Genomic DNA, 13766 nt, shown 5'->3' with positions numbered 1-13766 from the left:
CCCAGTTTGTGGGAGATTTTATCCGAAAAGTGGGGCTTGCAGATTGCGGAAATGATTTTCAGACACGCTCTAGGAACAGATACAGAAAGATAAAGGATAAATATATATGTTAGAAAATATCAAAGCAGTGTTGTTTGATCTGGATGGTACTCTGGTGGATTCCATGTGGATGTGGGAAGACATCGATATCGAATATCTGGGACGGTACGGATATGAACTGCCGCCCGAACTGCAAAAAGACATCGAGGGTATGAGCCTCTCGGAGACAGCTGTGTACTTTAAAGAACGGTTTTCTATCCCGGAGAGTCTGGAAGAAATTAAGAGTACCTGGATGGATATGGCAAGGGATAAATATACCAACAAGGTGCCGCTGAAGCCCGGAGCGAGAGAGTTTCTGGTATGGCTGAGACAGCAGGGAATCCGGACGGGGATTGCAAGCTCTAACGGGATTGAACTGGTAGAGACGGTTTTAAAGGCACAGGGAATCCAGGAATACCTGGAATCCGTACATACCTGCTGTGAAGTTCCGAAAGGAAAACCTGCCCCGGATATTTATCTTCTGGTGGCAGAGACACTGGGGGTAAAACCGGAGGAATGTCTGGTTTTTGAGGATGTTCCTATGGGAATTCTGGCAGGAAAAAATGCCGGTATGCGAGTCTGTGCGGTGGAAGATACGTTCAGTGCCATCCAGAGAGAAGAAAAAAAAGAGCTTGCAGATTACTACATAGAAAGTTATGATGAGATACCAAGAGAAAGGATGCAGCCATGAGCGGAGAGTTTTTGCCGGTGACAATGGAAGAGTGCCGGGAGAGAGGAATAGAACAGCCGGATTTTGTCTATGTATGTGGAGATGCGTATGTGGATCATTCTTCTTTCGGGGCGGCGATCATCTGCCGTCTCCTGGAAAGCAGGGGCTATTCGGTGGGAATGATAGCTCAGCCGGACTGGAAAGATCCGGAAAGCATCCAGGTGTTTGGTGAACCGCGTCTGGGCTTTCTGATATCTGCCGGAAATATGGATTCTATGGTTAATCATTATACAGTGTCTAAAAAACACAGGCAGAAAGATGCCTATTCTCCCGGTGGAGAGATGGGACATCGACCGGACCGGGCGGTGATCGTCTATGGAAATCTGATTCGAAGAACGTATAAAAAAACACCAATCATCCTGGGAGGTATCGAGGCAAGTCTTCGGAGAATGGGACATTACGATTACTGGTCCGATCAGGTGAAACGAAGTGTACTTCTTGACTCCGGGGCAGATATGATCTCATATGGAATGGGAGAACATTCCATCGTTGAGATTGCAGATGCGCTGGCTTCCGGGCTGGATGTAAAAGATATTACCTTTATCCGGGGAACGGTATACCGCTGTAAAAGTGTGGAACATATACTGGAACCGCTGTATCTTCCTTCTTTCGAAGAGATAAAAGAGAAGAAAGAACAGTATGCAAGAAGCTTCGGGATCCAGCATCAGAATACGGATCCATATCAGGCGAAGGTTCTGATAGAAGATTATGGCAATCAGGGCTATGTGGTGCAGAATCCACCGGCATATCCACTGACAGAGCAGGAGATGGATGATGTGTATCATCTTCCGTTTATGCGGACCTATCATCCGATGTATGAGAAGAAAGGTGGCATTCCGGCGATTGAGGAGATCAGATTCAGTCTTACCAGTAATCGCGGATGTTTTGGCGGCTGTAATTTCTGTGCGCTGACCTTTCATCAGGGACGGATCGTACAGGTCCGCAGCCATGAATCATTGTTAGAAGAAGCTGTTGAGATGACGAAAGATCCTGATTTTAAAGGATACATTCATGATGTGGGTGGTCCTACGGCAGATTTTCGACAGCCGGCCTGTAAAAAGCAGCTGACAAAGGGTGCATGTACCAACCGGCAGTGCCTGTTCCCGACACCCTGCAAAAATCTGATCGCGGATCATTCGGATTATCTTGCACTGCTTCGAAAACTCCGTAAGATTCCGAAAGTAAAGAAAGTATTTATTCGTTCGGGCATCCGCTTTGATTATGTGCTGGAAGATACGAAGAGCCGTTTTTTACAGGAACTGGCAGATTACCATGTGAGCGGACAGTTGAGGGTAGCTCCAGAGCATGTGGCCGATAAAGTTCTGGAAAAGATGGGAAAACCGTCCCATAAGGTTTACCTGGAATTTTTAAAACAATATTATGCCTGCTGTAAAAAAAGTGGCAAAGAACAGTATGCAGTGCCTTATTTTATGTCTTCTCATCCGGGATGTGGACTGAAAGAGGCAGTGGAACTGGCAGAATATATCCGGGATATGGGATTTATGCCGGAACAGGTACAGGATTTTTATCCGACACCGTCGACAATATCTACCTGTATGTATTATACGGGACTGGATCCGCGGACGATGGAAAAAGTGTATGTACCGGTCAATCCCCACGAGAAAAATATGCAGAGAGCCCTGATTCAGTATCGAAGGCCAGAGAACCGGAAACTGGTGGAAGAAGCACTGGTCAGAGCAGGAAGACAGGATCTTATCGGATTTGGCCCGAAGTGTCTGATTCGTCCGTATGACGGCAGAAGGACACAGAAGGCAGAAAATCTGAAAACGCAGAATGGACATATCGGAAATAACGGAAAAAATGGAAGAGGAAATCAGAATCAACAATCGAACGGCCGTCAGCAAAAACAGCATATGGGTAAGAAAAAGACTATCCGTAACGTGCATAAAAAACGGTAACAGAAAGGATACAGCATGAAAAAAGTAAATAAAGGTGATTATGGATACATTCGATATGAGAAGAAAAAACGACTGCTGATTACAGTTGCACTGTTTCTGATTCCTCTGGCAGCATTTCTGGCAGCGTTTCTGATTACAGGTACCAAGAAAAATATTATTACGGTAATTGCTATGGTCGGCTGCCTTCCGGCGTGCCGTGCCCTGGTAAATATGATCATGATGTGGATGCAGAAACCGATGGATAAGAAAGTATACAAAAAGATCCGGGAACACGAGGGCAATCTGGAAGTAACTTATGAAACGTATCTGACTACCTATGAAAAAAGTGTATTTGTGGAAAGCTTTGCAATCTGCGGAAATAAGGTGATCGGTTATACCAGCCATATGGACGGATCCACACAGTTTATCGAAGATCATGTGCGGGGGATCCTGAAACAGAACGGTTATAAAGTAGAAGTAAAAGTCTTCAAAGAACTGAAGACCTATCTGGAACGGATGGATTATCTGAATGCACACAAACAGGAACTGGAGCAGAATATTTCTTTTAAGCCGGATGAACGATATCCGGATCTGTCCAGAGATCAGCTGATCAAACATACGATCCTGGCGATTTCTTTGTAAGGTAAAAGGGAAAAACATGAGAGATCTGACAATCGGAAAAAATGAAGCTGGCCAGCGGATGGATAAGTATCTGAAAAAGTACTTTCCGGAAGCCGGATCCGGATTCTTATATAAAATGCTTCGAAAGAAGAATATTCTGTTAAACGAAAAAAAAGCAGACGGAAAGGAAATGTTGAAGCCGGGAGACTGCATCCGGCTGTATCTGGCGGAGGAGACGATTGAAAAGTTCCGTGGGGAACAGATGAAACCGGCAGTTTCCGGCAGGAAAACGTCTGACATAAAACTGGATGTGATCTATGAAGATGACCATGTGGCAATAGTCAATAAACCGGCAGGCATGCTGTCACAGAAAGCAAAACCGTCGGATCTGTCGCTGGTGGAGTATTTTCAGCAATATCTGCTGGAGACGGGAGCAATCAGCGAACAGGAGTTAGAGACTTTTCATCCGGCACCCTGTAACCGGTTGGACCGCAATACCAGTGGTCTGGTGCTGTGCGGAAAGAGTCTGGCAGGGCTGCAGGCACTGTCGGAAGCACTGAAACTGCGAACGCTGAAAAAATATTATCTGGCACTGGTGCTTGGAAAAGCAGACAGGCCGGGACATCAGAAAGCCTGGCTGAGCAAAGATACAAAAACCAATCAGGTAAAAGTGAGCACTGGTCAGGTGCCTGAAAGTTCTCCGATCGAGACCGCCTGGGAGCCGGTCTGGAGCAATGGAGAGGAAACGCTTTTAAAGGTGGAACTGATCACCGGAAAATCTCATCAGATCCGCTGTCATCTGGCTAGTCTGGGATATCCGCTGGCAGGAGATCCGAAGTACGGGAATGCCCACTGGAATAGGAGGCTGAAACAGGAATATGGTCTGAAACGTCAGTTTCTGCATGCATGGCAGGTGGAATTCCCACGAATGTCCGGTGCGCTGGAAGCTTTGTCGGGAAAATGTTTTACCGCACCGCTTCCGGATGAACTGGAACGGATTACAGAGGGTGAGAGAAAGAAGGGTAAATTATGACAGAAGAGAGAATAGACGGAGAAGAAACGAAAGAGAAGAAGAAACCGAAAAAGAGTCTGAAAAGGGAGCTTATGGAAGATGTAATCATGATCGTGTTTGTTCTGGTAACGGTCTGGGTGATGAAAAATTATGTACTGATCAATGCAGTTATTCCTTCGGCATCGATGGAAGATACGATCATGACGGGCGACCGGATCTTTGGAAGCAGGCTGTCATATGAATTCGGCGAGCCGCAGAGAGGGGACATTGCCATCTTTAAGTTCCCGGATGATGAGAGTCAGTTGTATATCAAGCGAGTAATCGGACTTCCGGGAGATAAAGTGCAGATTATTGACGGAAAGGTTTATATTAACGATTCTGAAACACCGTTAGATGAGCCTTACCTGCCGGAACCACCGGAAGGCGATTATGGACCGTATTATGTGCCGGAAGACAGCTACTTTATGCTGGGAGATAACCGAAACTGGTCGAAGGACTCCAGGTTCTGGACAAATACTTATGTGAAAAAAGAAAAAGTTCTCGCAAAAGCGATCTTCCGTTATTACCCGTTTAACAAGATCGGTGTGATCGAAAAGGACTGATGGGAGGAAAATATGGCAACCTGGAATTCAAGAGGACTCAGGGGTTCTACACTGGAAGAACTGATCAACCGGAGCAATGAACAGTACCGTGAAAAGGGGCTGGCACTGATTCAGAAAGTGCCGACACCGATCACGCCGGTTAGGATCGCCAAGGATACCAGACAGATCACCCTGGCGTATTTTGAACAGAAAAGTACGGTGGATTATATCGGGGCAGTGCAGGGGATTCCTGTATGCTTCGATGCGAAAGAGTGCAAAGAAACAGTCTTTCCCCTTGCCAATATCCATGAGCATCAGGTGCGGTTTATGAGAGAGTTTGAACAGCAGGAGGGGATTTCTTTCCTGCTGATTTACTTTTCGGGAAGAAATGAATTCTATTATCTGACATTTCGAGATCTGTGGTGGTTCTGGGAACGGGCGCAGAATGGTGGAAGAAAAAGTTTTCTTTACGAAGAACTGAATCCTTCTTATTTTCTTACGAACCACGGTGGGATTCTGGTGCCGTATCTGGACGGAATCCAGAAAGATTTGCAGGACAGGGATTGACAAGTGTGCTGTCTTCACATATAATGTATTAGCATAGTAACACATTAACACACTAAAGTGAATGAAGATTAACTGTAAAGCTACTGCACAGTTACGAAGTTACATAACAAGATTAAAGAAGAGGATAGAACCATGAGACAATTATTTCATACCCCGGAAGGAGTCCGGGATGTTTACGGAACCGAATGTGCAAAAAAACTGTATCTTCAGAGAAAAATGGAGAAAATCTTTCATGCATACGGTTATCAGAGCATAGAGACACCGACCTTCGAATTCTTTGATGTGTTTGGAAAGCAGGTGGGAACCACACCATCCAGAGAACTTTACAAGTTCTTTGACCGGGAAGGTAATACTCTGGTACTTCGTCCGGACTTTACACCTTCCATCGCGAGAGCAGCTTCTATGTATTATCATCAGGAAGATATGCCGATTCGTCTCTGCTACAGTGGAAACACCTTTGTGAACCGCTCCAGCTATCAGGGACGACTGAAAGAATCCACCCAGATGGGTGTGGAGCTTTTGGGCGATGCATCGGTGGACGGAGACGGTGAGATCATTGCCATGACTGTAGAACTCTTAAAGGCAGCAGGATTGAAAGAATTCCAGATAAGTATCGGTCAGGTGGATTTTTTCAAAGCACTGGTTGATGACTCCGGTATGTCGGAAGAGACTATTCAGGAACTGCGCCAGCTGATCTCCAACAAGAATTATTTTGGTGTGGAAGAACTTCTGGAGAGTCAGAGACTGTCCAAAGAACAGGTAGAAGCACTGACAGAACTGCCACAACTTTTTGGTGGCCCGGAAGTACTGAAAAAAGCAGAAAGTCTTACTGGCAACCCCAAGGCACTGGCAGCGATCCGCAGGTTACGGGAACTGTATCAGGTGGCCTCCTGCTATGGCTGTGAAGAATATATTTCTTTCGACCTTGGCATGCTCAGTAAATATCAGTATTATACAGGCATTATCTTCCAGGGATTTACCTATGGCACCGGTGAGCCGTTAGTAACCGGTGGACGGTACAACAGGCTGCTGGAACATTTTGGAAGACCTGCCCCTGCAATCGGTTTCTGTCTGGTAATGGAACAGGTGTTGAATGCACTGAACCGTCAGAATATTCAGGTGCCGGTGATGGAAGGAAAACGACTGGTCTTATATAATGAAAGAAATCGTGAAGCAGCGATCCGGATTGCCGGTATGCAGAGAACACATGGTATGCAGATCCAGTGTATGCGGATGGAAGAAGGTCTGAAAGCGGAAGACTATATTGCATATGGAAAGGGTCATCAGTTTACGGATATTGTATCTCCGGTGGGAGAAGATCAGATACAGGTGATCAATCTGTTTACCGATGAAGTACAGATGACCAATCAGAAAAGTTTTCAGTAGGAGGAAAGACCCATGAGATATTTAACCATCGCACTGACGAAAGGCCGTCTGGCAGAGAAAACACTGGAGATGCTGGAAGCTGTAGGCATTACCTGTGAAGAGATGAAAGATAAAAAGACAAGAAAACTGATTTTTGTCAATGAAGATCTGAAACTTCGGTTCTTCCTGGCCAAAGGACCGGATGTCCCGACTTATGTGGAATATGGAGCGGCAGATCTGGGTGTCGTAGGTCGCGACACGATTCTGGAAGAAGGAAGAAAATTATATGAAGTGATGGATCTTGGCTTTGGAAAATGCAGAATGTGTATCTGCGGACCGGAATCTGCCCGGGAACTGCTGGATGGTAATCAGCAGATCCGTGTAGCCACCAAATACCCGAATATCGCCAAAGATTATTTTTATAATAAGAAAAACCAGACCGTGGAAATCATCAAATTAAACGGTTCCATCGAGCTGGCACCAATCGTAGGACTTTCCGAAGTCATCTGCGATATCGTAGAGACCGGTTCCACTCTGCGGGAAAATGGTCTGCATATTCTTGAAGAAGTATGCCCTCTGTCCGCAAGAGTGGTTGTGAATCAGGTAAGCATGAAAATGGAAAGCGAACGGATCTCAGAGCTTTTAGGAAAGTTAAAAAAGGTCATCAAGGAGGCAGACAGATGAGAATCGTAAAATTAACAAAAGAAACTACAAAAAATATTCTGGAAAATATGTTAAAAAGAAGTCCGAGCCAGTACGGAGAGTATGAAAGCCGGGTGCAGGCTATTATTCAGAATATCAAAGGAAACGGAGATGAGGCTCTGTTTTCCTATACCAAACAGTTTGATAAAGCAGATATCAATGCTTCCAATGTAAAAGTAACAGACGGAGAATTCGAAGAAGCATATAAAGCAGTGGATCCGGCGCTTCTGGATGTGATCCGCAAGGCGCTGGTTAATATCGAGAGTTACCATGAACTGCAGAAACAGAACAGCTGGTTCAAGAGCACCCCACAGGGAACGATGCTTGGACAGAAAATAACACCACTGGAAAAGGTAGGCGTCTATGTACCGGGAGGAAAAGCAGTATATCCGTCGTCTGTTCTGATGAACATTATGCCGGCAAAAGTAGCAGGTGTAGATAAGATCATTATGACCACCCCATGTAATGCAGAAGGAAAGGTGAATCCGGCTGTTCTGGTCGCTGCAAAAGAAGCAGGAGCAGATGAAGTCTATAAAGCAGGTGGTGCACAGGCAATCGCTGCCCTTGCTTTTGGAACAGAAAGTATTCCGAAAGTAGACAAGATCGTAGGACCTGGAAATATCTATGTAGCGTTAGCAAAAAAAGCAGTATACGGTCATGTAAGCATCGATTCCATCGCGGGACCGAGCGAGATCCTGGTACTGGCAGACGAGACAGCCAATCCACGGTATGTGGCAGCTGATCTGTTATCCCAGGCAGAACACGACGAGCTGGCATCTGCAATCCTGATCACGACAAGTGAAGATTTTGCAAAGAAAGTCAGCGAAGAAGTTGAGGGATTTGTACAGATTCTTGAAAGAAAAGCGATTATTCAGAAATCTTTGGATAATTTTGGATATATTTTGGTGGCAGAGGATATGGACGAAGCAATTGATACCGCCAACGAGATTGCTTCCGAACATTTGGAGATCGTTACCGCCAACCCGTTTGAGGTTATGACAAAGATTCGGAATGCGGGTGCAATCTTTATCGGGGAATACAGCTGTGAACCGCTGGGTGATTATTTTGCAGGACCTAACCACATCCTGCCGACCAACGGAACCGCAAAATTCTTCTCCCCACTGTCTGTTGATGATTTTGTGAAGAAATCAAGTATCATCTACTACTCCAGAGAAGCGCTGCAACCGATCCACAAAGATATCGAGCAGTTTGCAAAATGTGAACAACTGACCGCACATGCGAACTCGATCGCAGTGCGTTTTGAAGGGGAGGAATAAGGTATGGAGATCCGCAGACTGGAAGAACAGGGTATGACCCGTAATGTACTGGTACAGCGAAATACCAAAGAAACGAAGATCACGATGAGTCTGAATCTGGACGGAACCGGAAAAGCCAGCCTGAATACCGGCATCGGATTTTTTGACCATATGCTGGATGGATTTGCACGTCATGGATTCTTTGATCTGGATCTTGCCGTAGACGGCGATCTGAATGTGGACAGCCATCACACGATCGAAGATACCGGAATCGTACTGGGGACGGCTATTAAAGAAGCACTGGGCGATAAAGCAGGGATTCGCCGTTATGGAAGCATGATTCTTCCCATGGACGAGACACTGGTACTTTGCGGCATCGATCTGTCCGGTCGCCCGTATCTGAACTTTGACGGTGAATTTACCGCAGAACGTCTTGGAGATATGGATACAGAGATGGCCAGAGAGTTTTTCTATGCGGTCAGCTATGCAGCCGGCATGAACCTGCACATCAAGGTACTGGACGGAACAAACAATCACCATATCATGGAAGCGATGTTCAAAGCGTTTGCCAAAGCACTGGATCAGGCAACGCAGATGGATGAGCGGATTCAGGGAGTTTTGTCTACAAAGGGCAGTCTGTAAAAGGGCTGAGCTGCAGACACAAGGGAACTCCAGGGATATATTTATACAAAAACAGAGGGTAACTGTTCAGTACTTTCACAGTGGTTGCTGAATAGTTACAACAGAGGAATCGATGAGCATGAAAGAAAAAAAAGAAACACCGTTAAAAGCTGCATTTACATGGGATGAGTTGAAACTGAACAGTGACGGGATGGTCTGTGTGGTGGTACAGGACGATAAAAATAAAGATGTTCTGATGGTTGCCTATATGAACCGACAAGCTTATGAAAAGACGCTGGAGACCGGTGTGATGACTTACTGGAGCCGCAGCAGAAACGAACTGTGGGTGAAAGGACTTACCAGCGGACATTTTCAGTATGTCCGGTCACTGTATCTGGATTGTGATAACGATACGATCCTGGCAAGGGTGGATCAGGTCGGTGCAGCCTGCCATACCGGAAGCCGCAGCTGCTTTTTTAAAGAAATTATGAAAAGCGATAATGTAGCGGAAAATAGTTGAAGATTGTCTTGATAAGACAGACAAAACAGGTGAAATGCATAAAAAATCAACATGGTTTTCAGTTAATTGTTAGACAGAATATGTCTTGAGTATTTTAGTATTGATGCTATAATAGGATATGATTTTATTTTATTATTCTATCCTGTTATAGCATTTTTTGTGCTGTTGATGAAAGCGGAAATACTGTTAGTAAGAAAATGATACATCACAGCAGCAGCGTAACTGATATCTGGAGGAACTATGAAGATTATAATTATCGGATGTGGAAAAGTAGGTTCTGCCCTGGCAGAAGAGCTGACCATGGAAAATCATGAAGTGGCGATTGTAGATATATCCGCTCAGAAATTACAGGAGGTAGGAGAGGATCTGGATGCCTTGCAGATTCAGGGAAACGGATCCAGCATCAACGTTCTGATGGATGCCGGTGTGATATCTGCAGATCTTGTGATCGCAGTGACCGGATCGGATGAACTGAATCTGCTGTGTTGTCTTGTGGCAAAAAATCTGGGAAAATGTCATACAGTTGCCCGGGTAAGAAATCCGATTTACAACAAGGAAATCAATCTGATGAAAGAGAGTCTTGGCATTTCCATGATCATCAACCCGGAGATGGCAACTGCTGCAGAGATCGCACGGCTGCTTCGCTTTCCTTCGGCCATTAAAATTGATCCTTTTGCCAAGGGAAAAGTGGAACTGTTAAAGTTCCGTCTGAAACCGGAATTCCGTCTGGACGGTAAGTCTATCGTTGAGATCAACATGAAAGGGAAACATAATATTCTGGTTGCGGGTGTAGAACGTGGCGAGCAGGTATTCATCCCGAACGGTGATTTTGTACTGCAAAACAGTGATCTGGTATCGATTCTGGCATCTCCGAAGAATGCTTCCGCATTTTTCAAGTCTATTGGTTTAAAGACCAATCAGGTGAGAAACTGTATGATCGTGGGTGGCGGAACCATCGCTATCTTCCTTGCAAGAATGTTGCTGGAGATGAAAATGCGCGTTGTGATCATCGAGCAGTCCAAAGAGCGATGTGAGCTGCTGGCAGATCTGCTGCCGGATGCAACGGTGGTCAACGGGGATGGTACAAGCAAGAACCTGCTGTTTGAAGAAAATCTGGAAAACGCTGAAGCGTTTGTGGCACTGACCAATATGGATGAGGAAAATATTCTGCTTGGCATGTTTGCGGAGCGGATGTCCCATGCAAAAGTAGTCACAAAGGTCAATCGTGTGGCGTTTGATGATATTACAGACGAACTGGAACTCGGAAGTCTGATCCATCCGAAATATATCACGACGGATCGGATTCTTCAATATACGAGGGCAACTCAGAACTCCATCGGAAGTAATGTGGAGACACTGTATCATATTCTGGACGGCAAGGCAGAGGCTCTGGAGTTCGTGATCCGGGAAAATTCTTCGGTAGTTGGCGTGGAACTGAAAGATCTGCGGTTGAAGAATAACCTGTTGGTGGGTTGTATCAACCGGAGCGGTAAGGTATTGATTCCACGTGGCGATGACTGTCTGATGGTGGGTGATACGGTAGTTGTGGTAACCAGTCAGAAATGCCTGCGGGACATTGAAGATATTCTGGAAAAATAGGAGAGATACGTATGAATTATCGAATTATTACCTATGTGATCGGCTGGGTACTGAATCTGGAAGCCATCTGCATGACACTTCCGGCAGTTACCGGGCTGATCTATGGAGAAAAAACATGGACCTCCTTTTTGATCACAGGACTGATCAGTGCGCTGGCAGGAACGCTCCTTGTAGTGCGTCGACCGGAAAAACCGCACTTTTTTATGAAAGAGGGATGTGTATCGGTAGCTCTTTCCTGGATAGCACTCAGTCTGATTGGCTCGTTACCTTTTATGATCAGTGGGACGATTCCGCATTTTGTGGATGCTCTTTTTGAGACGGTCTCAGGTTTTACAACAACGGGAGCCAGCATTATGGCATCTGTGGAAGATGCACCTCGTTGTATCCTGATGTGGAGAAGTTTTACCCATTGGATCGGTGGTATGGGTGTTCTGGTATTATTACTTTCTATTATTAAGATGAGTGGTGGTTCACAGATGAATCTGATGAAAGCGGAGAGTCCGGGTCCCTCAGTCAGCCGTCTGGCACCTACCGTACGTTCTACGGCAAAGATTCTGTATACGATCTATCTTCTGATGACGGTGCTGGAGACTGTGATTCTGCTGTTATGTGGAATGCCGGTATTTGATGCGCTGACAACTGCTTTTGGTACAGCCGGTACCGGAGGGTTCGGAATCAAGAATGACAGTATGGGTGGCTATAGCGTAACGATTCAGATCGTTGTTACTGTATTCATGATTCTGTTTGGTATTAATTTCAACGTTTATTTTCTGTTGCTATCCAAAAAATGGAAACAGGCACTGAAAAATGAGGAGGTACGCTGGTATCTGGCCATCATTCTGGGCGCGGTTCTTCTGATTGGATGGAATATCCGGGGAGTCTATGGAAGTATGGGAAAGGCAATCCAACAGGCTGCTTTCCAGGTTGCATCGATCATTACTACTACCGGATTTGCGACGGTCGATTTTAATATCTGGCCGGAGGTTTCCCGGACGATTCTCGTGCTTCTGATGTTTGTCGGTGCATGTGCAGGCAGTACCGGTGGAGGTATTAAAGTTTCGCGTTTTATTATCCTATTAAAAGCGATGAAGAAAGAGATCAAGCAGTATCTGCATCCCCGTCAGATCCGGAAAATCCGGGTGGATGGAAGAGTTGTGGAACATGAAGTGGTAAGAAATGTCAATGTGTTTATGGTTGTGTATATCATGATTTTTGCGACTTCTGTGTTTATTCTGGCATTTGATAATCTGGATCTGATCACGAATTTTACGGCGGTTGCGGCAACTTTTAATAATATTGGTCCCGGACTGGAGCTGGTTGGACCGACGGCGAACTTTAATGTGTTTTCGGATGTTGGTAAGTATGTGTTGATTTTTGATATGCTGGCGGGACGGTTGGAGATTTTTCCATTGCTGCTGGTGTTCTTTCCGGATACGTGGAGGAAGTTCTAAAAAAGGGTGTGCCAAGACGAACGCCAGAAAGAGAATTGGCGGGCTGTTTACTGGCTGTAATTGTGGTGGGCGGAAAGTAAACAGTCCCCCTTGTCAAGGACATTTTGAATTAGTGTAGTGCCTATTTTTTAGACACCTACACAAAGATAATAACCCTGAATTGGGGCATTCCATTGTTGGGGTATCCGTAGAAGTGGATACATGACAGTGTTGGCAATTGGAGAAGAGAAGTGGTGTAGTAACTGGGAGATGTTGGTAATGAAACATGAAAATTGATGTTTGGAAGGTATAATTAGAATATGTTGATGGATTATGAAGGTGAAAAGACTGGAAACAAAAAGAGCCGACAGGTGTATCTGCGTGATGCGAGATACAATACCTGTCGGCTTTAATATTTTGAGGATGGCAGCATAGTGTTTTGGGTGCTACTCATCCCAGCCTTCGTAGAATCGAATGTTTACGGAGATGATGCGGACGATGTCTTCCGGGGTCAGGTCGAGGTCGGAGGGGTCGGAGATGCTGGGAAGGTTTGGTTCTTCTTCGTCCAGTTCTACGGTGATCCAGTTGTAGGCGGCTTCGTTGGCATTCTCGATGGCTTCGTCCAGAGTATCTCCGGTGGAGGTGCAGCATTCGAGATCCGGAAAGTAGCCGTTGTATGTTCCGTCTTCATTTTTGCGGAAGACAGCAGGGTACATAAATTTCATGGGTAAGACTCCTTTGTTTTTGATTCTGTGATTTAGAGCGTGTCTGAAAAAGCGTTTAATA

14 protein-coding genes are annotated in these 13766 nt (G+C 45.5%); 13 read left to right on the top strand and 1 reads right to left on the bottom strand.

The features are described from left to right. Positions 1–106 precede the first annotated feature (106 nt). The 13 genes from FYJ57_RS06760 (at position 107) to FYJ57_RS06700 (ending at position 13001) form a co-directional block, all read left to right on the top strand. Positions 107–769, top strand: a complete 663-nt coding sequence (locus FYJ57_RS06760; protein ID WP_154432115.1) for an HAD family hydrolase — start codon at positions 107–109, stop codon at positions 767–769. Next, entirely contained in the window at positions 766–2727 is a 1962-nt protein-coding gene (locus tag FYJ57_RS06755; protein ID WP_154432114.1) for a YgiQ family radical SAM protein, read from the top strand. Before FYJ57_RS06760 ends, FYJ57_RS06755 begins: the two co-directional genes overlap by 4 nt. A 15-nt stretch (positions 2728–2742) precedes the next feature. Next, positions 2743–3348, top strand: coding sequence for a hypothetical protein (locus FYJ57_RS06750; protein ID WP_118316004.1), 606 nt, complete (start codon positions 2743–2745; stop codon positions 3346–3348). 16 nt (positions 3349–3364) lie between these two features. Next, a complete protein-coding gene (locus tag FYJ57_RS06745) occupies positions 3365–4360 on the top strand; it encodes an RluA family pseudouridine synthase (protein WP_154432113.1) in 996 nt (331 codons plus the stop codon). Beyond that, positions 4357–4941, top strand: coding sequence for a signal peptidase I (gene lepB, locus FYJ57_RS06740; protein ID WP_022171770.1), 585 nt, complete (start codon positions 4357–4359; stop codon positions 4939–4941). Before FYJ57_RS06745 ends, lepB begins: the two co-directional genes overlap by 4 nt. A 12-nt stretch (positions 4942–4953) precedes the next feature. Next, positions 4954–5487, top strand: coding sequence for a Holliday junction resolvase RecU (locus tag FYJ57_RS06735; RefSeq protein WP_022171771.1), 534 nt, complete (start codon positions 4954–4956; stop codon positions 5485–5487). A 132-nt stretch (positions 5488–5619) separates the two neighbouring features. After that, on the top strand, positions 5620–6873 hold the full coding sequence (gene hisZ, locus FYJ57_RS06730) for an ATP phosphoribosyltransferase regulatory subunit (protein WP_022171772.1): 1254 nt from the start codon (positions 5620–5622) through the stop codon (positions 6871–6873). Positions 6874–6885: 12 nt separating this feature from the next. Next, positions 6886–7536, top strand: coding sequence for an ATP phosphoribosyltransferase (hisG, locus tag FYJ57_RS06725; RefSeq protein ID WP_022171773.1), 651 nt, complete (start codon positions 6886–6888; stop codon positions 7534–7536). Further along, on the top strand, positions 7533–8831 hold the full coding sequence (gene hisD, locus FYJ57_RS06720; RefSeq protein WP_154432112.1) for a histidinol dehydrogenase: 1299 nt from the start codon (positions 7533–7535) through the stop codon (positions 8829–8831). The genes hisG and hisD overlap by 4 nt, the downstream gene beginning before the upstream one ends. A gap of 33 nt (positions 8832–8864) precedes the next feature. After that, complete coding sequence (gene hisB / locus FYJ57_RS06715) at positions 8865–9452, top strand: imidazoleglycerol-phosphate dehydratase HisB (RefSeq protein ID WP_106492739.1); 588 nt, start codon at positions 8865–8867, stop codon at positions 9450–9452. 118 nt (positions 9453–9570) lie between these two features. Continuing rightward, entirely contained in the window at positions 9571–9951 is a 381-nt protein-coding gene (gene hisI, locus FYJ57_RS06710) for a phosphoribosyl-AMP cyclohydrolase (protein WP_235904468.1), read from the top strand. A gap of 240 nt (positions 9952–10191) precedes the next feature. Then, a complete protein-coding gene (trkA, locus tag FYJ57_RS06705) occupies positions 10192–11550 on the top strand; it encodes a Trk system potassium transporter TrkA (RefSeq protein WP_154432110.1) in 1359 nt (452 codons plus the stop codon). Between the two features lie 11 nt (positions 11551–11561). Continuing rightward, positions 11562–13001 carry a TrkH family potassium uptake protein gene (locus tag FYJ57_RS06700; protein WP_154432109.1) on the top strand — a complete coding sequence of 480 codons (1440 nt, stop codon included), beginning with the start codon at positions 11562–11564 and terminating at the stop codon, positions 12999–13001. Between the two features lie 425 nt (positions 13002–13426). Here FYJ57_RS06700 and FYJ57_RS06695 read toward each other — a convergent pair whose 3' ends face one another. Beyond that, positions 13427–13705 (bottom strand): type II toxin-antitoxin system HicB family antitoxin, encoded by a 279-nt coding sequence (locus FYJ57_RS06695; RefSeq protein WP_022399562.1) that lies wholly within the window; start codon positions 13703–13705, stop codon positions 13427–13429. Between the last annotated feature and the right edge of the window lie 61 nt (positions 13706–13766).

This window comes from Oliverpabstia intestinalis (assembly GCF_009696065.1).
Taxonomy (GTDB): Bacteria; Bacillota; Clostridia; order Lachnospirales; family Lachnospiraceae; genus Oliverpabstia; species Oliverpabstia intestinalis.
Note: the sequence above shows the minus strand (reverse complement) of the source record. Positions and strands in the feature narration are given on the sequence as shown.

Bases quoted from the DNA above. Each gene is read 5' to 3' on its own strand.
- hisI (WP_235904468.1), top strand. From the start codon at position 9,571: ATGAAAGAAAAAAAAGAAACACCGTTAAAAGCTGCATTTACATGGGAT.
- FYJ57_RS06745 (WP_154432113.1), top strand. From the start codon at position 3,365: ATGAGAGATCTGACAATCGGAAAAAATGAAGCTGGCCAGCGGATGGAT.
- hisB (WP_106492739.1), top strand. From the start codon at position 8,865: ATGACCCGTAATGTACTGGTACAGCGAAATACCAAAGAAACGAAGATC.
- FYJ57_RS06700 (WP_154432109.1), top strand. From the start codon at position 11,562: ATGAATTATCGAATTATTACCTATGTGATCGGCTGGGTACTGAATCTG.
- hisZ (WP_022171772.1), top strand. From the start codon at position 5,620: ATGAGACAATTATTTCATACCCCGGAAGGAGTCCGGGATGTTTACGGA.
- lepB (WP_022171770.1), top strand. From the start codon at position 4,357: ATGACAGAAGAGAGAATAGACGGAGAAGAAACGAAAGAGAAGAAGAAA.
- FYJ57_RS06750 (WP_118316004.1), top strand. From the start codon at position 2,743: ATGAAAAAAGTAAATAAAGGTGATTATGGATACATTCGATATGAGAAG.
- FYJ57_RS06760 (WP_154432115.1), top strand. From the start codon at position 107: ATGTTAGAAAATATCAAAGCAGTGTTGTTTGATCTGGATGGTACTCTG.
- hisD (WP_154432112.1), top strand. From the start codon at position 7,533: ATGAGAATCGTAAAATTAACAAAAGAAACTACAAAAAATATTCTGGAA.
- FYJ57_RS06755 (WP_154432114.1), top strand. From the start codon at position 766: ATGAGCGGAGAGTTTTTGCCGGTGACAATGGAAGAGTGCCGGGAGAGA.
- FYJ57_RS06735 (WP_022171771.1), top strand. From the start codon at position 4,954: ATGGCAACCTGGAATTCAAGAGGACTCAGGGGTTCTACACTGGAAGAA.
- FYJ57_RS06695 (WP_022399562.1), bottom strand. From the start codon at position 13,705: ATGAAATTTATGTACCCTGCTGTCTTCCGCAAAAATGAAGACGGAACA.
- hisG (WP_022171773.1), top strand. From the start codon at position 6,886: ATGAGATATTTAACCATCGCACTGACGAAAGGCCGTCTGGCAGAGAAA.
- trkA (WP_154432110.1), top strand. From the start codon at position 10,192: ATGAAGATTATAATTATCGGATGTGGAAAAGTAGGTTCTGCCCTGGCA.